The 18,010-nt window shown below is 70.7% G+C and carries 11 protein-coding genes; 6 read left to right on the forward strand and 5 right to left on the reverse strand.

Annotation, left to right across the window (positions count from 1 at the left end; translation table 11 throughout):
* Window positions 1-8 precede the first annotated feature (8 nt).
* The 3 genes from ACQPWZ_RS25350 to ACQPWZ_RS25360 all read right to left on the reverse strand — a co-directional run bounded on the left by ACQPWZ_RS25350 (window position 9) and on the right by ACQPWZ_RS25360 (window position 5,255).
* The gene (locus tag ACQPWZ_RS25350) at window positions 9-1,400 is read right to left on the reverse strand and encodes a maltokinase N-terminal cap-like domain-containing protein (RefSeq protein ID WP_340475510.1); all 1,392 of its coding nucleotides are present in this window, start codon (window positions 1,398-1,400) and stop codon (window positions 9-11) included.
* A gap of 154 nt (window positions 1,401-1,554) precedes the next feature.
* Entirely contained in the window at window positions 1,555-3,261 is a 1,707-nt protein-coding gene (gene treS / locus ACQPWZ_RS25355; RefSeq protein WP_313943990.1) for a maltose alpha-D-glucosyltransferase, read from the reverse strand.
* A complete protein-coding gene (locus ACQPWZ_RS25360) occupies window positions 3,258-5,255 on the reverse strand; it encodes an alpha-1,4-glucan--maltose-1-phosphate maltosyltransferase (RefSeq protein ID WP_340475511.1) in 1,998 nt (665 codons plus the stop codon). Before ACQPWZ_RS25360 ends, treS begins: the two co-directional genes overlap by 4 nt.
* A 521-nt stretch (window positions 5,256-5,776) precedes the next feature.
* Here ACQPWZ_RS25360 and ACQPWZ_RS25365 point away from each other — a divergent pair.
* The 3 genes from ACQPWZ_RS25365 (at window position 5,777) to ACQPWZ_RS25375 (ending at window position 10,385) form a co-directional block, all read left to right on the forward strand.
* Entirely contained in the window at window positions 5,777-6,124 is a 348-nt protein-coding gene (locus tag ACQPWZ_RS25365) for an FAD-dependent monooxygenase (protein ID WP_433572452.1), read from the forward strand.
* 138 nt (window positions 6,125-6,262) lie between these two features.
* On the forward strand, window positions 6,263-8,929 hold the full coding sequence (gene glgP / locus ACQPWZ_RS25370) for an alpha-glucan family phosphorylase (RefSeq protein WP_433572453.1): 2,667 nt from the start codon (window positions 6,263-6,265) through the stop codon (window positions 8,927-8,929).
* Between the two features lie 205 nt (window positions 8,930-9,134).
* Window positions 9,135-10,385: an alginate lyase family protein gene (locus ACQPWZ_RS25375; RefSeq protein ID WP_433572454.1), complete on the forward strand. Its 1,251-nt coding sequence runs from the start codon at window positions 9,135-9,137 to the stop codon at window positions 10,383-10,385.
* Window positions 10,386-10,468: 83 nt separating this feature from the next.
* Here the strand turns inward: ACQPWZ_RS25375 and ACQPWZ_RS25380 are convergent, their stop codons facing one another.
* Window positions 10,469-12,508 carry a M4 family metallopeptidase gene (locus ACQPWZ_RS25380; RefSeq protein ID WP_383234708.1) on the reverse strand — a complete coding sequence of 680 codons (2,040 nt, stop codon included), beginning with the start codon at window positions 12,506-12,508 and terminating at the stop codon, window positions 10,469-10,471.
* Between the two features lie 401 nt (window positions 12,509-12,909).
* Window positions 12,910-13,668 carry a hypothetical protein gene (locus ACQPWZ_RS25385; protein ID WP_433572455.1) on the reverse strand — a complete coding sequence of 253 codons (759 nt, stop codon included), beginning with the start codon at window positions 13,666-13,668 and terminating at the stop codon, window positions 12,910-12,912.
* A gap of 324 nt (window positions 13,669-13,992) precedes the next feature.
* Here ACQPWZ_RS25385 and ACQPWZ_RS25390 point away from each other — a divergent pair, with 324 nt between their 5' ends.
* From ACQPWZ_RS25390 to ACQPWZ_RS25400, 3 genes are all read left to right on the forward strand, one after another.
* Window positions 13,993-15,186, forward strand: coding sequence for a hypothetical protein (locus ACQPWZ_RS25390; RefSeq protein ID WP_433572456.1), 1,194 nt, complete (start codon window positions 13,993-13,995; stop codon window positions 15,184-15,186).
* 370 nt (window positions 15,187-15,556) lie between these two features.
* Window positions 15,557-17,449, forward strand: a complete 1,893-nt coding sequence (gene dnaK, locus ACQPWZ_RS25395; protein ID WP_433572457.1) for a molecular chaperone DnaK — start codon at window positions 15,557-15,559, stop codon at window positions 17,447-17,449.
* 9 nt (window positions 17,450-17,458) lie between these two features.
* Complete coding sequence (locus tag ACQPWZ_RS25400; protein WP_433572458.1) at window positions 17,459-18,010, forward strand: nucleotide exchange factor GrpE; 552 nt, start codon at window positions 17,459-17,461, stop codon at window positions 18,008-18,010.

The raw sequence follows: 18,010 nt of genomic DNA on the forward strand, positions 1-18,010 counted from the left end.
CGGTGGGTTCAGGGGGTGGCGGCCAGGCGGTCGATCGCCGCCATGGGCACCGGCAGCCAGTCGGGGCGGTGCCGTGCCTCGTAGAGGGCCTCGTACACGGCTTTGTCCGTCTCGTACGCCCGCAGCAGCTCGGGCTCGGTACGCGGATCGGTGCCGGCGGCCTCGGCGTAGCCCTCGCAGTACGCCGCCCGGCAGAGCTCGGCCCAGGCCGGGTTCCACGGGCGGTGGGTGCGGGCCGCGTAGTCGAAGGAGCGGAGTATGCCGGCGATGTCACGCACCGGGGGCTGGGGTTTGCGGCGCTCGGCGAGCGGCCGGGCCGGCTCACCCTCGAAGTCGATGACCGACCACTCGTTCTCGGTCCGCGAGCCGCCGTACAGGGTCTGGCCCAGATGCAGGTCGCCGTGCACCCGCTGGGCCCGCCAGGCGCGGCCGTCGCGGCCGAGTTCGGCCAGTGCGTCGAAGGCGGTCCGCAGCCGGGGCACGTACGGCAGCAGGGCCGGCACCGCCTGCGCGGCCTCCTCCAGGCGCCGGTTCATCGCGGCCGCCAGGTGCTCCGTCTGCGCACGGCGCAGCATGACGGTGGGCAGTTCGTCCGCGAGCGCGGTGTGCACCTCGGCGGTGACGCGGCCCAGTGCACGGGCCTCCGCGGTGAAGGAGGAACCTTTGTTCAACGCGTCGAGCGCCAGCTGCCAGCCGTCCTGGGAACCGCGCAGGAAGGGCTGGAGCACACCGAGGGTGTAGGGCGTCGAACCGCTCTGGGGCCGTGCCTCGTACCAGGCCACGGGCGCCGGAACCCGGTCGCACCCGGCGCGGGCGAGCGCCAGCGGCAGTTCCAGGTCCGGGTTGGGACCGGGCTGGACCCGGCGGAAGAACTTGAGGATGTACGCGTCGCCGTACACGAGCGACGAGTTGGACTGCTCGGCCTCGAGGGGGCGGGCGACCAGCGATCCGGGGATCGTCGGCGCACCCTCGAACCGGGCGAAGCGCAGCGGTCCGAGCTGTCCGGGCCGGCGCAGCCGTTCCAGGACGATCTCGGCCAGCCGCCGGTCGCGCAGACCCTCGTAGACCGTCCGGCCCGCCAACGGGCCGTCCGTCGGGTGCCCGATCAGCGCGGGCGCGAGATGCGGGGGCAGGGTCTCGCGTACGCCGAGGAGCAGTTGATAGCAGTCCTGTGGTGCGTCGGCCGGCAGGCCCGGCTGCTCCACGTCCACCAGCAGATGCAGCAGCCCCGGTCCCGTGCCGTCCAGGGGCAGCAGCTCGGTCGCCGAGACGAGCGAGAACCCGGTGACCGGATGGCCCTTTCCGGCGAACCAGCGCTGCCGTGGCAGCCAGGCGTGCAGCAGAGGGGCGAGGGACGGGAGAAGAGCGATCTGAGTCCGGGTGGATGCAGCCTCCGACATGGCTTCGCGTCCTTTCCCCGGGTACACCACATGTGCGCAGAGTGTCCCGGATTACAGCAGTGGCTGTCCGGCGGCGCGCGGGGATGAAGGGGAGAGTGCCCGGTGCGGGACGGGGGAAACCGCCCCGCAGGAGGTACCTCTCGTTACCTGGGCATCAGGCTGCCGCCGCGTCCTTCCTGAGCCTGAACCAGTAGAAGCCGTGGCCCGCGAGAGTGAGCAGATACGGCCACTGGCCGATGGCCGGGAACCGCACTCCGCCGATGAGCTCGACGGGATGCCGTCCGCCGAACTGCCGCAGGTCGAGCTCGGTGGGCTGCGCGAACCGCGAGAAGTTGTGCACGCACAGCACGAGGTCGTCCTTGTACTCGCGGGTGAAGGCGAGCACCGCCGGATTCGACGAAGGCAGTTCGGTGTAGACGCCGAGTCCGAAGGCGGGGTTCTGCTTGCGGATCTCGATCATGCGGCGGGTCCAGTGGAGCAGCGAGGAAGGGCTGCTCATCGACGCCTCGACGTTGGTGACCTGGTAGCCGTAGACCGGGTCCATGATGGTCGGCAGATAGAGCCGTCCGGGGTCGCAGGAGGAGAAGCCCGCGTTCCGGTCGGGGGTCCACTGCATCGGCGTGCGCACCGCGTCCCGGTCGCCGAGCCAGATGTTGTCGCCCATCCCGATCTCGTCGCCGTAGTACAGGATCGGCGAGCCGGGCAGCGACAGCAGCAGAGCGGTGAAGAGCTCGATCTGGTTGCGGTCGTTGTCCAGGAGCGGCGCGAGTCGCCGACGGATGCCGATGTTGGCCCGCATCCGCGGGTCCTTGGCGTACTCGGCGTACATGTAGTCGCGTTCTTCGTCCGTGACCATCTCGAGCGTGAGCTCGTCGTGGTTGCGCAGGAAGATGCCCCACTGGCAGTTCTGCGGGATCGCCGGCGTCTTGGCCAGGATTTCCGAGACCGGGTAGCGGGACTCACGCCGTACCGCCATGAAGATCCGCGGCATCACCGGGAAGTGGAACGCCATGTGGCATTCGTCGCCGCCCGCCGGGAAGTCGCCGAAGTAGTCGACGACGTCCTCCGGCCACTGGTTGGCCTCCGCCAGGAGCACCGTGTCCGGGTAGTGCGCGTCGATCTCCTTGCGCACCCGCTTGAGGAACGTGTGCGTGGCGGGGAGGTTCTCGCAGTTGGTGCCCTCCTCCTGGTACAGGTACGGCACGGCGTCCAGCCGGAAGCCGTCGATCCCCAGGTCGAGCCAGAACCGCAGCGCCGAGATGATCTCCTCCTGCACCGCCGGGTTCTCGTAGTTGAGATCCGGCTGGTGGGAGAAGAAGCGGTGCCAGTAGTACTGCTTGCGGACCGGGTCGAAGGTCCAGTTGGACGTCTCGGTGTCGACGAAGATGATCCGCGCGTCCTGGTACTGCTTGTCGTCGTCGGCCCAGACGTAGTAGTCGCCGTAAGGGCCGTCGGGATCGCGGCGGGACTCCTGGAACCACTCGTGCTGGTCGCTGGTGTGGTTCATGACGAAGTCGATGATGACCCGCATACCGCGCTGGTGGGCGGCGTCCACGAACTCGACGAAGTCGGCGAGGTCCCCGAAGTCGGGGAGGACCGACGTGTAGTCGGAGACGTCGTAACCGCCGTCCCGCAGAGGGGATTTGAAGAACGGCGGCAGCCAGAGGCAGTCGACCCCCAGCCATTGCAGATAGTCCAGTTTGGCGGTGATGCCCTTGAGGTCGCCGATGCCGTCGCCGTTGCTGTCCTGGAAGGACCGCACGAGGACTTCGTAGAACACGGCCCGTTTGAACCAGTCGGGATCGCGGTCCTTGGCGGGAGTGTCCTCGAACGTGTCGTGGACGGGCTCATTGACGATCATGATGTGGGTGACCCTCCGATCGGCGGGGACGGTCGCAGAACGACGATGTGCGCGGGCGTGCTGCCCGGCTCGAGGCGCACATAGGTGGATCTGCCCCAGTGATAGGTCTCGCCGGTGAGCTCGTCGCGCACCGGTACGGTCTCGTGCCAGCCGAGTCCGAGTTGCGGCATGTCCAACGAGACCGTTGCCTCCTGGGTGTGGTGGGGGTCGAGGTTGGCGATCACGATCACGGTGTCGCCCGGGTTCGGACCGGACTTCTTCGAGTAGGCGATCACCGCGTCGTTGTCGACGGGGTGGAAGTGGATGTCGCGCAACTGCTGGAGGGCGCCGTGGCGCCGTCTGATCCGGTTGAGCTTGGTGATGAGCGGGGCGATGGAGCGGCCCTCGCGCTCGGCCGACTCCCAGTCCCGGGGCCTGAGTTGGTACTTCTCCGAGTGCAGGTACTCCTCGCTGCCCTCCCGCACCGGCGCGCTCTCGCAGAGCTCGTAGCCGGCGTACACACCCCAGCTGGGCGACAGCGTCGCCGCGAGCACCGCACGCACCTCGAAGGCCGGACGGCCGCCCTTTTGGAGGTAGGCGTGGAGGATGTCGGGGGTGTTCACGAAGAAATTGGGGCGCATGTACGAGGCGGCGTCGCCGGAGAGCTCGGTGAGGTAGTCGGTGAGCTCCTGCTTGCCGGTACGCCAGGTGAAGTAGGTGTACGACTGCTGGAAGCCGATGGCCCCCAGGGTGTGCATCATCGCCGGCCGGGTGAACGCCTCGGCCAGGAAGATCACGTCCGGATCGGTCCGGTTGATGTCCGCGATCACCTTTTCCCAGAAGACGACGGGCTTGGTGTGAGGGTTGTCCACGCGGAAGATCCGTACACCGTGTTCCATCCAGAAACGCAGCACTCTGAGCGTTTCCTGGACGAGTCCGCGCATGTCCTGGTCGAACGCGATCGGGTAGATGTCCTGGTACTTCTTCGGCGGGTTCTCGGCGTACGCGATCGAGCCGTCGGCGCGGTGGTGGAACCACTCGGGGTGCTCGGTCACCCAGGGGTGGTCGGGCGAGCACTGGAGCGCGAAGTCGAGGGCGATCTCCATGCGCAGACCGCGCGCTGTCTCGACGAAGTGGTCGAAGTCCTCGAAGGTGCCGAGGTCGGGGTGGAGCGCGTCGTGGCCGCCGTCCGCGGAGCCGATGGCCCACGGGACACCGACGTCGTGGGGGCCGGGGGAGAGGGTGTTGTTGGGCCCTTTGCGGAAGGTGGTCCCGATGGGGTGCACCGGCGGCAGATAGACCACGTCGAAGCCCATGGCGGCGACGGCGGGCAGCCGTTCGGCGGCGGTCCGGAAGGTGCCGGAGACGGGCGGGCCGTCCTCGGTGACCCGGGCTCCCTCCGAGCGCGGGAACAGCTCGTACCAGGAACCGAACAGGGCCCGCCTGCGCTCCACCAGCAGGGACAACGGGCGGGAGATGGTGACCAGTTCACGCAAGGGATGACGGGAGAGCGCCGCGGCGGCGTCCGGGGCCAGGGCGGCGGCCAGCCGGGCGGCCGACGAGCGCGAGGTGTCGCGCAGGGCGTCGACGGCGGCGAGCACGGCCTCGCGCCCGTCGCCCTTGGGCACGCCGGCCGCTGCCCGCTCGTACAGCTCGGCGCCCTCCGCCAGTACGAGCGCGGTGTCGATGCCGGCGGGGACCTTGATGCCGGCCTGGTGGCGCCAGGTGGCCACCGGGTCGCTCCAGGCCTCGACGGCGTAGCTCCAGCGGCCCTCCGTGTCCGGGGTGATGTCGGCGCCCCAGCGGTCGGTGCCGGGCGCGAGCTCCCGCATGGGGGTCCAGGGGCCGGGGCGGCCGCTGGGGTCTCGCAGCACGACATTGGCGGCGACCGCGTCGTGTCCTTCGCGGAAGACGGTGGCGGCGACCTGGAAGGTCTCGCCGACGACCGCTTTGGCGGGCCTCCTCCCGCAGTCGACTTGGGGACTGACGTCCAGGACAGGGATGCGACCGATCATGGGCTCACCTGAGGGCTGTTCGGACAGGACAGATTGAGCGGATTGTCTACTAATTCCTGCTTTGCCTGTTCTTTGTAGCTGGTCAGTCGACGGCTGGCGTGCTGCGGGCATGGCCGCTCCTGTCCGCGTTCACTCGGGTGGGCTGAAACCTGTCGCTCAGGGAGTGCGGTCGCGCACGTACCGGGTGAGCCTTCCCACGCTTTTCGGGTGGGCAATCCGGTGGTTTGTTAACTACTAGGACGTAGGTGGCTGCACAAGGGAAACGAATCGGCGGATCGGGGTGCGGGTGCCCACGCATCGCGTGACCACCCGCACCCCGTTCGCACTCCGTTCGATTCCGGCTAGGGCGCGGTCCAGGTTCCCCGGCCCGGTTCGGGCCGCCCGTTCACGACGGCTCGCCCGGCCACGTCCGCCACGGCTGACGGACCGTCCACTCGTCGACGGGCGCCGGTTTCAGCGACGGGGCGGCCCCCGACGCACCGTCATCACCCCTCATCGGAGCGGGTTCCACCGCGGCGGCCATGCAGGGGTGGATCCCGGCGGCCCCGGCCGCCGAGGCGGCACCCAGGATCTGGGCGAGGCCCTGTTCGAACACGCCGTGCTCCACCGGCACCCACCGCGCCGAACGGCCCGGACCCTGGCCGAAAGCCTGCGTCGGTTCCCGCGAATCGGTCGAACGCGGGTCGCACGGCCGTACGACCCTGATCGAGGACGCCGCCCACGCCATGCACCCCATCGGCTCCCACGGTGCGACGCGGTCGGTCGTCGACGGCCGCGCTCTCGCCCACGTCCTCGCCCTGCACCCGGACCCGGTCGCCACGGTCAGCCTCGGCTCCCCCTACGGCCCCACGGTGCGCGCCCGGCGCTGAATGCCCCGGCGGGCATCCACCGGGCTCCGCGCGCCGTGGTTGTGGAGGGCGGGGTGCGGCTAACGTCGTGCATGACGGAGAGACGCACACCGCCGTGCGTCCCCTCGGATGCGTACCTCCCCTGCGAAGGTGGGACCCGTGAAGGCCATTCGTCGATTCACCGTCCGCCCCGTCCTCCCCGAACCGCTCCGCCCGCTCAGCGACCTCGCGCGCAATCTGCGCTGGTCCTGGCACACCGAGACCCGAGACCTCTTCCAGGCCGTCGACCCCGCGGGGTGGCGGGCGGCCGGAGGCGATCCCGTGCGGCTGCTCGGCTCGGTGTCCGCCTCCCGGCTGGCGGAGCTGGCCGGGGACCAACCCTTTCTGCACCGGCTGGCCGCCGCGGCCGCCGAACTGGACGACTATCTGCACGGACGCAGGTGGTACCAGACGCACAGCGGCACCTCCGGCGACGGCGGGCCGGAGTTTCCCGCCGCCGTCGCCTACTTCTCGCCGGAGTTCGGCGTCACCGCCGCGCTCCCGCAGTACTCCGGCGGTCTCGGCATCCTCGCCGGCGACCACCTCAAGGCCGCGAGCGACCTCGGCGTACCGCTGATCGGCGTCGGACTGCTCTACCGCCACGGCTACTTCCGTCAGTCCCTCTCCCGCGACGGCTGGCAGCTGGAGCACTATCCGGTGCTCGATCCGAACGAGCTGCCGGTCACCCTGGTGCGGGAACAGGACGGCACCCCGGCGCGGGTGTCCCTCGCGCTGCCCGGCGGGGGCTCGCTGCGGGCGCACATCTGGGTCGCCCACGTCGGCCGGGTGCCCCTGCTGATGCTCGACTCGGACGTCGAGGAGAACGGCCTCGGCGAGCGCGACGTCACCGACCGACTGTACGGCGGCGGCAGCGAACACCGGCTGCTCCAGGAGATGCTGCTGGGCATCGGGGGAGTGCGGGCGGTGCGGACGTACTGCCGGCTCACCGGACACCCGGAACCCGAGGTGTTCCACACCAACGAGGGGCACGCCGGCTTCCTCGGTCTGGAGCGCATCCGCGAGCTGGGCCAGGGTGCCGAGCACGGCGGCAGGGAGCTGGACTTCGAGGCGGCGCTCGAAGCGGTGCGGGCCGGGACCGTGTTCACCACGCACACCCCCGTGCCGGCCGGCATCGACCGCTTCGACCGGGAGCTGGTCGCCCGCCACTTCGGCGAGCACGCCGAACTGCCGGAGGTCCCGGTCGAGAAGATCCTCCAGCTCGGCATGGAGACCTACCCGGGCGGCGAGCCCAACCTCTTCAACATGGCCGTGATGGGACTGCGGCTCGCCCAGCGCGCCAATGGGGTCTCGACCCTGCACGGCGCCGTGAGCCGCGGCATGTTCGCGGGCCTGTGGCCGGGCTTCGACGCCGAGGAGGTGCCGATCACCTCCGTCACCAACGGCGTGCACGCGCCCACCTGGGTGGCGCCCGAGGTGTTCCGGCTCGGCGCCCGCCAGATCGGTGCCGGCCGCGCCGACGACGCCCTGTCCGTGGGCGACACCGGGCCCTGGGACGCCGTCGCCGACATCCCCGACGCCGACATCTGGGGGCTCCGCCGCGAACTGCGGGAGCAGCTGGTGACCGAGGTGCGCCGGCGGGTGCGTGCCTCCTGGCGGCAGCGGGGCGCGGACGGAGCGGAGCTGGGCTGGGTCGACACCGTCCTCGACCCGGACGTGCTCACCATCGGATTCGCCCGCCGCGTGCCGTCGTACAAGCGGCTCACGCTGATGCTCCGCGACCGCGACCGGCTGATGGAGCTGCTGCTGCATCCCACCCGGCCGGTGCAGATCGTGGTGGCCGGCAAGGCCCATCCCGCGGACGACGGCGGCAAGCGGCTGGTGCAGGAGCTGGTGCGGTTCGCGGACGACCCGCGGGTGCGGCACCGCATCGTCTTCCTGCCCGACTACGGCATGGCCATGGCGCAGAAGCTCTACCCGGGCTGCGACGTCTGGCTGAACAACCCGCTGCGTCCGCTGGAGGCCTGCGGCACCAGTGGGATGAAGGCGGCGCTGAACGGCTGCCTCAACCTGTCGGTGCTGGACGGCTGGTGGGACGAGTGGTTCGAGCCGGACTTCGGGTGGGCGATCCCCACCGCGGACGGCGCGGCCACCGACGACGACCGCCGTGACGACCTGGAGGCCGCGGCCCTCTACGAACTGATCGAGAACCGGGTCGCGCCGCGCTTCTACGACCGCGGTGACCAGGGCCTGCCGTCGCGGTGGATCGAGATGGTCCGCCGCACGCTGACCACTCTCGGCCCCAAGGTGCTGGCCGGGCGCATGGTGCGCGAGTACGTGGAGCGGCTGTACGCACCGGCGGCCCGGGCCCACCGGGCGATGGGCGCGGAGACCGCACGCGAACTGGCCTCCTGGAAGCGGCGGGTGCGGACCTCGTGGCCGCGGGTCGCCGTGGACCATGTGGAGGCGTCGGAGCAGCCGGCGTCCGAGGGCACGGCGGAGCTGGGCGCCACGCTCGGGCTGCGGGTGCGGGTCGCCCTCGGTGATCTGGAGCCGGACGACGTGGAGGTGCAGGCGGTGGCCGGCCGGGTCGACTCCGACGACGCGATCGCCGACGCCCAGACCTTCCCGCTGAAGCCGGCGAGCGGCCCGGATCTGGAGGGCCGCTGGGTGTACGAGGGTCCGCTCGCGCTGGACCGCACCGGCCCGTTCGGCTACACGGTCCGCATTCTGCCCGCGCACCGGCTGCTCGCGGCGAGTGCGGACCTGGGTCTGGTGGCCCTCCCGACGGAGGCCACGGGGGAGGGCGCGGGCGTGCTGATGCGCTGACCCCCGTGCTTCTTCGGGAGCGCTTGTCCTGTGTGCCCGGCCGCGACGCGGCCGGGCACACTTTCTTCATGGCGTGAACTCAGTGTCTTGACGTGCACATGCGATGCCTTTAGTTTCCTGATCCACCATCGCGTTCACTCTCACGCTCAACGTTCATATGAGTGAACCGAGTTGGACCGCAGCCCCCCACCCGGAAGGCATCCCCATGCGCACCGGATCCACCTCCCATGCCCTGCGCAGGCCACGAACGCTCGCGCTCGCCCTGTCCACCGTGCTGGCCGGCGTGCTCGCCGCCACCCTCATATCCCCGGCCTCCGCCGTGAAGGAGGCCCCCGCAGGAACCGCGAAGGCGGCCGCCGCGGCCGCGGCCCCGGCCGCCTTCACCCACCCCGGCGTGCTCGTCAGCCGCCCCCAGCTCGACTTCGTCAAGGCCAAGGTCCAGGCGAACGCCCAGCCCTGGAAGGGCGCCTACGACCAGATGATGGGCAGCAAGTACGCCTCGCTCTCCCGTACCGCCAAGCCCCGCGCGGTCGTCGAGTGCGGCTCGTACTCCAACCCCAACAACGGCTGCACGGACGAGCGCGAGGACGCGATCGCCGCGTACACCCTCTCGCTCGCCTGGTACATCAGCGGTGACAGCCGCTACGCCGCCAAGGCCGTCCAGATCATGGACGCCTGGTCCGCGGTGATCAAGGACCACACGAACAGCAACGCCCCGCTGCAGACCGGCTGGGCGGGCTCCTCGTGGCCGCGGGCCGCCGAGATCATCAAGTACACCTACAGCTCCTGGCCCAACTCCGGGCGCTTCGGCACCATGCTCCGCACCGTCTATCTGCCCGAGGTCATCAACGGCTCGCACTCCAACGGCAACTGGGAGCTGAGCATGATGGAGGCCGCGATCGGCATCGCGGTCTTCCTGGAGGACCGCACGGCGTACGACAAGGCCGTCACCACGTTCCGCGGCCGGGTGCCCGCGTACATCTACATCGCCTCGGACGGCGCGCTGCCGAAGACGGCACCGGGGTCCGGCCTCAACACCCGGGACAAGATCATCGGTTACTGGCAGGGCCAGTCGACCTTCATGGACGGGCTCAGCCAGGAGACCTGCCGTGATCTGACCCACACCGGCTACGGGCTCTCTGCCATCTCGCACTTCGCCGAGACCACCCGCATCCAGGGCCAGGACCTCTACCCCGAGATCGCCGACCGGCTGCGGCACGCGCTCGGGCTGCACGCCAAGTACCAGCTCGGCACCCCGGTTCCCGGCACTCTCTGCAACGGCAGCCTCAAGGACAAGCTGGGGCCGGTCACCGAGGTCGGCTTCAACGCCCTGCACACCCGTATGGGCATCGACATGAGCAACACCCAGCGCCTCACCGAGCAGCAGCGGCCCGCCGGGTCCAACAACCTGTTCGTCGGCTGGGAGACGCTCACCCACGCCGGCAACCCCAACTGACCGTCCACGAGGCGCCGGACTCGCGAAACCGCCCGGGGTGGAATTCCACCCCGGGCGGCTGTGCGACCGATGACCCCGAAGGATCAGAAGGTCAGCTTGAAACTGTTGATGTAGCCGGTGTCCAGCCGCGCCCGGTCCTGGACCCGCAGCTTCCAGGCGCCGTTCGCGGCCTCGGAGGAGGCGTTGACCGTGTACGTCGTCTGGACGTTGTCCGCCGAGTCGGAGGAGCTGAACGGCTTCAGCGGGTACACCGTGCCGTCCGGCGCCACCAGGTCGACGACCAGGTCGCCGCGCCAGGTGTGGATGATGTCCACGCCGACCTTCAGCGCGGCCGGGGCGTTGCCGGTGCGGCCGGTGACGTTGACCGTCGAGGTGACCGCGGCACCGTTGTCCGGGATCGCGACGTCGGCACTGTTCTCGAAGACGCCGCCCGGGTCAGGGTCGCCGCCGCCGGGACGGGCGCCGACGTTGATGCCGGCCCAGGCGTCGGTCACGGACTTGACCTCGGCGCTGGTGGCGCCGTAGAGCTCCGTCGCGACCGCGAGCGTGCCGGTACGGGCCGCCGCGTAGTTCGTCGTCGAGTTGAACTTCGTGGTGAGCGCCTTGTACCAGATCAGCGCGGCCTTCTCCCGGCCGATGCCGGTGACCGGCAGCCCGTCCGAGGTCGGCGAGTCGTAGTTCACGTCGTTGACGGTCTTCGCGCCGCTGCCCTCGGAGAGCAGGTAGAACCAGTGGTTCGCCGGGCCCGAGGAGTAGTGCACGTCGATGCCGCCGATGCCCGAGTACCAGGCGTCCTTGGACGCGCCGTCCTTGCTCGGCTTGTCCATGTAGCGCAGCGGGGTGCCGTCGCCGTTGATGTCGATCTTCTCGCCGACGAGGTAGTCACCCTTGTCCTGGGCGTTGTTGCCGTGGAACTCCACCGCCGCCGCGAAGATGTCGGACGTCGCCTCGTTGAGGCCGCCGGACTCACCGCTGTAGACGAGCTTCGCGGTGGCCGCCGTGACGCCGTGCGTCATCTCGTGCGCGGCGACGTCGATCGACGTGAGCGGCTTGGCGTTGCCCGCGCCGTCGCCGTACGTCATGCAGAAGCAGCTGTCCTGCCAGAAGGCGTTGATGTAGTTGTTGCCGTAGTGCACGCGGGAGTACGCGCCGACACCGTCACCCCGGATGCCGGAACGGCCGTGCACGTTCTTGTAGTAGTCCCAGGTGAGACCCGCACCGTAGGCGGCGTCCGCGCCGGCGGTCTCCAGGTTGGAGGCCTGCCCGTTGCCCCAGACGTCGTCCGGACCCGAGAACAGCGTGCCGGTGCCCGACGTACCCCGGTTGAGGTTGTACGTCTTGTGGCTGCCGCGTCCGGCGTCCGTGAGGTTGTACGTGGACCCGGACTGCGTGCTGCCGAGGGTCACCTGGCCGCTGTATTGCGTGTTGCCGGTGCCGTTCTCGACGGCCTGCCACTCGTAGAGCTTCGTGCCCGTGGTGGCGTCGGTGACGACGTGCAGCTCGTTCGGAGTGCCGTCGTGCTGGAGGCCGCCGACGACGGTCTCGTACGCGAGGACCGGCTTGTTGCCCTGCGCCAGCCAGACCACCTTTCGCGGCGCGCGGTCCGCGTCGGTCTTGGTGGAGCCCTCGGCCTTGGCGAGACCGAGCGCCTGCTTCTCCGCGGCGGCCGGCGTCACGTCGGCGCTGGTGTCGACGTTCTTGAGGACCGTCTTCGAGGCCTTGGTCACCGACTCGGTGGCACCGGCCTTGCTCTCGGCGACCACGAGGTCGCCGCCGAGGACCGGCAGGCCCGCGTAGGTGCGCTCGTAGCGGGTGTGGGTGGTGCCGTCGCGGTCCTGGGTGACATCCCGGACCACGAGCTTCTCCTGGGCGGTCAGGCCCAGTTCGGCCGCCGTGGCCGCCGTGGTGGCGCTCTGCTTGCGGATGAGCTCCGCGCGCTGGGCGGGGCTCAGGCTCAGCGGCAGGGCGCCGGGGTCGGCCTTCCCTGCTTGCGCCGATGCCGGAACGGCGGATGCCGCCGGATCGGCCGACGAGGGTCCGGCCTGGAATCCGACGGCAAGGAGGGCCGCGGTGGCTATGAGCGCTCCGGTCGCTGTGGTGCGCCGGCGAGGCGTGGGTCTCACGCGAACTCCTTCTGCGAGGGGGGTACCGGACGACTGGGTGGGGTCGTCCGGGCAGAGCCTGCGGAGCATGTGGTGCGTGGATCGGGGGAAGAGTCGCAGGGGTGAACGGGTCCTGTCAGGACCGCGTCAACAAGTTGGCCGGATTTCGTCCGGTGCCCGTTTGGTCATGTTCGTTAAGCGAACGTTTCGTCGATCATCACCAGGGCACCGGCCGGCGGGCGTACAAGCCCTGAGCCGCCGATAATCCCGATATCAAACCTGTGTGCGTTCCGTTCGAACGGACAGGCCGGCGGAGGGTACGCGCCGCCCACGGTGAACGCCCCGAAGTGTGGCGCGTTCCGCGCCCCTCATCGCGTCCTTTCGGACCCACCCGGCCCGGAGGCGGTCAGCGGGCCCGCGGGTCACGCGGCCCGCGGTCGCGGATCCAGCCACAGGGCCTCGGCGACCGCGCACAGCTCGCCCCCGGCCGTCGCCAGGGCCACCCCCATCGTGTGCTTGCGGCCCGACTCCTCGCGCAGCCAGGCGTACGAGACGTGCGGCGCCGCCGCGGCCACCGGCCGTAGCAGGGTGGCGGTCAGGGACGCCGTCACCGCCCCCGCCTGCTGGGTCCCGAGCAGCCGTCCCGCCCAGTTCCCCGGGCAGTCCAGTGCGCCCCACACCAGTTCGGGCGGCAGCAGCCCGTCGGAGTCCGCGAGCGCCGGGTCGGGGATCCAGCCGCAGGCGACGACGTCCCGGCCCGGGACCGGTGTGCAGTGCTGGCGCAGTCCGCGGTCGGGCGTACGGTCCAGCCCGCAGCCGAAGCAGTCGACCATTCCCGGCGGCGGCGCCGCCCGGAAGGCCTCGGTGGCGGCGACCGCCTCGTCCCACCCGGGTGCCGGCGGCGCATCGTCGCGGCGGTCGTCGGGTCCGGCGGGCCGTGCCGTCGCCAGCGGCATGTCCGCGGGGCCCAGGGCCCAGCCGGCGCCCGTCGTTCCGGCGATCGGCACCGGCACCCCGACGGGCACGGGCCCGCGGAAGTCGACCCGTACGGTGCCCGCGACGGACCGTTCGGCGAGCAGCCCCGCCACGAAGCCCCCGAAGGCCACGCCGGGGTAACCGACGTAGAGCTCCGGCACCACCACCGTCTCCGGAGCCGGGTCCGGTGTCACGTCACTCGTCATGCCGCCCACGATCACATACGCGGGCGGGGGCGGGTCGCGGCGGCTGCGTACCAAGGCGGCTTCCGCGTCCGCGTGCTTGCCCGGGGGGTCACGTGTGTGGACGGCGCCTCGTCGGCGGAGGTGGGCGGGTCCGTGCAGGGCAGAGGCGGACGGTGCACGGGTGGCCGGAGGGGGTGGTGCGCATACGGCGGTGCACGTACGGCGCGAGCGGGCGGTCCGCGCACCGCGGGAGCGAGGTCCCGCGCACCGTCGAATAGGTCTCCGCGGCGGGTCACGGTTCAATGGTCCGTCCTGCCCGCTCCACGGCGTCTCCCAGAAGGCTGTATGTCGATCACCTCGTCCCGTCCGTCGCTCCGCGCACCCGGCGGCCTCGCCGCCGCCCGCCTGGCGGCGCTACGGAACAGCTTTCGCGCCGCCCGCCCCTCGCTCGCGCTCTACCTCGCGATCCGCTCCCTCGGCCTCGTCGTCCTGGTCCTCTGGTCGGCGTCCACCGGCAAGAGCGCCCACGTCCTGCTGAGCAGGCGCTGGGACTCGCTCTGGTACACCCGCGTCGCCGAGCACGGCTACGACTTCACCCTCCAGGCGCCCGACGGGCGGAGCCTGTCCGGCATGGCCTTCTTCCCGCTGCTGCCCTGGCTGGAGGAGGGCCTGTCGGCGGTCAGCCCGCTGAGTCTGCCCGACGCGGGACTCGTGGTGAGCGCCCTGGCCTCGGTGGCGGCCGCGTGGGGGATCCACGCCGTGGCGAGCCATGTCCACGGCCCCCGGGCCGGCCTCGTCCTGGTGGGCCTCTGGGCGGCCCTGCCCGTCGGGATCGTCCAGTCCATGGCGTACAGCGAGTCCCTCTTCGTCGCCCTCGCGGCCTGGTCGCTGTACTCCGTCCTCACCGGACGATGGATCACCGCGGGACTGCTGTCCCTTCTCGCGGGCCTCACGCGACCCATTGGGCTGGCTGTGTGCGCCGCCCTCATCGTCGCCGCGCTGCTGGCGACGGCGGACAGTCTGCGCACCCGGCGCCGGCTCCCGGACCCGGTTGCCGCCATGGCCGTGGGCTGCGCGATCGCGCCGCTCGGCGCCGCGGGCTTCGTCCTGTGGGTGGGTCACCGGCAGGGGCATCTGCTCGGCTACCTCGATGTGCAGGCGGGCTGGGGCAACGGCTTCGACGGAGGCATCGCCTTCGCCCGCTTCCTCTCGTCCTTCGCCCACTCGGGAGTCGTGACCGCCGTCGTGGTCGTTCTGCTGTTCCTGCTGGCCGCGTGGCCGCACCGGATCGGCCTGCGGCAGGGACAGCCGGTGGCTCTGGTGGTGTACTCGGCCGTCGTCACGCTGCTGGCGCTGGGAGCCTCGGGCTACTTCGGCTCGAAGCCGCGCCTCCTGATGCCGGCCTTTCCGCTGCTGCTGCCGCTCGCGGTGGTGCTCGCCCGGTCACGCCCCGCGTGCCTCTGGGCGACGCTGACCACGCTGACCGCGGCAGGCGCCGTCTACGGAGCCTTCTGGCTGAACGGCTCGGGCCCGCCGTAACGCGTCCTGGGCCCCGCCGGGCGGCTCGCTCCGCCCAACTCGTTCGCGGCACCGGGCATACCGTCCTCCACACCGGGCATGCCAGCAATTGTGCATTTCATCCGATTTAGGCATTTTCGGTACGATAAGGGGGCGGGCAGGCGCCGAGCGGTGATGCCCTCCGCGCCGGTGCTCCGGGCCCGTTCGTCGCGCCGGCGGGTGCACGGAGTGATGCCGTCCGCCTGCCCACGTGACCACGAGACGGGTCGGTGCGTGACCGCACCGCGTGACGGCAGGACCGCGCGGAACGCCGTCCCACGGCCCCACCTCCAACAGAAACGCCCCCCAGGTACGGGCGGACGCCGGGAAGTGCCAGGCGAAGGAGTTCCTCATGGGTAAGGCAGTCGGAATCGATCTGGGCACCACCAACTCGGTGATAGCCGTGTGGGAAGGGGGCGAACCGACCGTCGTACCGAACGCGGAAGGCACCCGCACGACGCCTTCCATCGTCGCCTTCTCCGACAGCGGTGAGCGACTGGTGGGACAGCTGGCCCGCCGCCAGGCAATCCTCAATCCCAAGGGGACGATCTACTCGGCCAAGCGGTTCATCGGCCGCCACTACGACGAGATCTCCGACGAGGCCAAGGCCGTCGCCTACGACGTCGTCGAGGGCGAGGGCGGTGTCGCCCGCTTCGAGGTGCGCGACAAGCTGTACGCGCCCGAGGAGATCAGCGCCCTGGTGCTGCGCAAGCTCGTCGACGACGCGAGCAAGCAGCTCGGTGAGAAGATCACCGAGGCCGTCATCACGGTGCCCGCGTACTTCAACGACGCACAGCGCACCGCCACCAAGGACGCCGGCCGCATCGCGGGCCTCGACGTCCTGAGGATCATCAACGAGCCGACCGCGGCCGCCCTCGCCTACGGGATGGAGAAGAAGGGGCACGAGACCGTGCTGGTCTTCGACCTCGGCGGCGGCACCTTCGACGTGAGCATCCTGGACGTCGGCGACGGCGTGGTGGAAGTGCGCTCCACCTCCGGCGACAGCCACCTCGGCGGCGACGACTTCGACCGCCGCCTCGTCGACTATCTGGCCGACAACTTCCAGCAGTCCAACGGCATCGACCTGCGCAAGGACCCGCAGGCACTCCAGCGGCTCTTCGAGGCCGCGGAGAAGGCCAAGACGGAACTGAGCTCGGTGACCCAGACCCAGGTCAACCTGCCGTTCATCACGGCGGACGCCGAGGGCCCCAAGCACCTCACCGAGACGGTCATGCGGTCCACGTTCGAGCAGATCACGGCGGACCTCGTCGAGCGGACCCTGGAACCCGTCAAGCAGGCGATGGCCGACGCCAAGATCGGTGAGAACGACATCGACGAGGTCATCCTGGTCGGCGGATCGACGCGTATCCCGGCGGTGCAGAAGCTGGTCCGCCGCCTCACCGGCGGCAAGGACCCGAACATGAGCGTCAACCCGGACGAGGTCGTGGCTCTCGGTGCCGCGATCCAGGCCGGTGTGCTCAAGGGAGAGGTCCAGGACGTCCTGCTGCTCGACGTCATCCCGCTGTCTTTGGGTGTGGAGACCCGCGGCGGCGTCATGACCAAGATCATTGAGCGGAACACCACGATCCCCGTCCGCCGCACGGAGACCTTCTCCACCGCCGAGGACAACCAGGCCGCAGTCGACATCGTCGTTCTCCAGGGCGAGCGCGAACTCGCCGCGGACAACCGGGTCCTGGGCCGTTTCCAGCTCACCGACATCCGCCCCGCACCGCGCGGCGAGCCGCAGATCGAGGTCATCTTCGACGTCGATGCCAACGGCATCCTGAACGTCACCGCGCGCGACAAGGACACCGGCAGGGAACAGAGCATCACCATCAGCGAGGGATCCAACCTCGACCAGAGCGAGGTCGAGCGGATGGTCCAGGAGGCCGACCGGCACCGCGGGGAGGACCAGGCGCTGCGCGAGGCCGTGGACGCCCGCAACGAGCTGGACGCCGTGGCGTACCAGGTCGAACGACGCCTCGGTGAGATGGGCGACGCGGCACCGGCGCACGAGAAGGCACGGGCCGAGATGCTCGTCACCGAGGCCCGCGAGGCGGTGCAGCAGGCAGCGCCGGTGGACAAGGTCAGGCCGCTGACCTCCGAACTCCAGCAGATCTACGCCTCGCTGGCGTCGCAGCCGGCGGGCGCGGAGGCATCCGGGCAGGACCGGGCCGGCGCCGGCGCCGCGAGCCCCGGCGGATCCGAGGACGACGTGATCGACGCCGAATTCGACAAGAGCTGAGGTGCGGTCATGTCCACCGAACAGGGGCCGGTGACGCCCCCGGAGGAGATGGGCGCCACCCCGCCGACGCAGTCCGCCGACCGGCCGGAGCCCGCGGAGTCACCGCAGGGGCCGGAAGCGGACGACCGCGCCGCCGAGCTGGACGACCTCCGGGACCGCTGGCACCGGGCCCTCGCCGATCTGGACAACCTCCGCAAACGCCACGCCAGGGAGCTGGAACGCGAACGCGGCACCGAGCGCGCCCGCACCGCGGCGGCCTGGCTGCCCGTTCTCGACAATCTGGAACTGGCCCTCGCCCACGCCGGGTCCGACTCCTCACCCGTGCTGGAAGGCGTCAGAGCCGTACGGGACCAGGCCGTCGACGTACTGACCCGCCTCGGCTATCCCCGTGACGACAGGACGGGGGTGCCCTTCGACCCGGCCGAGCACGAGGTCGTCGGCGTCGTCGAGGCCGAGGGCGCCGAGCCGAACACGGTCGTCGAGGTCGTACGCCCCGGCTACGGCGCCGGTGACAGCCAACTGCGGCCCGCCTCCGTGATCGTCGCCAAACGGCAGGAGTGA

This window comes from Streptomyces sp. CA-251247 (genome assembly GCF_050952975.1).
GTDB classification, from domain to species: Bacteria; Actinomycetota; Actinomycetes; order Streptomycetales; family Streptomycetaceae; genus Streptomyces; species Streptomyces achmelvichensis.

Coding starts and splice junctions, on each gene's coding strand:
- ACQPWZ_RS25350 (WP_340475510.1), bottom strand. CDS start 1,400: ATGTCGGAGGCTGCATCCACCCGGACTCAGATCGCTCTTCTCCCGTCC.
- treS (WP_313943990.1), bottom strand. CDS start 3,261: ATGATCGTCAATGAGCCCGTCCACGACACGTTCGAGGACACTCCCGCC.
- ACQPWZ_RS25360 (WP_340475511.1), bottom strand. CDS start 5,255: ATGATCGGTCGCATCCCTGTCCTGGACGTCAGTCCCCAAGTCGACTGC.
- ACQPWZ_RS25365 (WP_433572452.1), top strand. CDS start 5,777: ATGCAGGGGTGGATCCCGGCGGCCCCGGCCGCCGAGGCGGCACCCAGG.
- ACQPWZ_RS25375 (WP_433572454.1), top strand. CDS start 9,135: ATGCGCACCGGATCCACCTCCCATGCCCTGCGCAGGCCACGAACGCTC.
- ACQPWZ_RS25385 (WP_433572455.1), bottom strand. CDS start 13,668: ATGACGAGTGACGTGACACCGGACCCGGCTCCGGAGACGGTGGTGGTG.
- ACQPWZ_RS25390 (WP_433572456.1), top strand. CDS start 13,993: ATGTCGATCACCTCGTCCCGTCCGTCGCTCCGCGCACCCGGCGGCCTC.
- dnaK (WP_433572457.1), top strand. CDS start 15,557: ATGGGTAAGGCAGTCGGAATCGATCTGGGCACCACCAACTCGGTGATA.
- ACQPWZ_RS25400 (WP_433572458.1), top strand. CDS start 17,459: ATGTCCACCGAACAGGGGCCGGTGACGCCCCCGGAGGAGATGGGCGCC.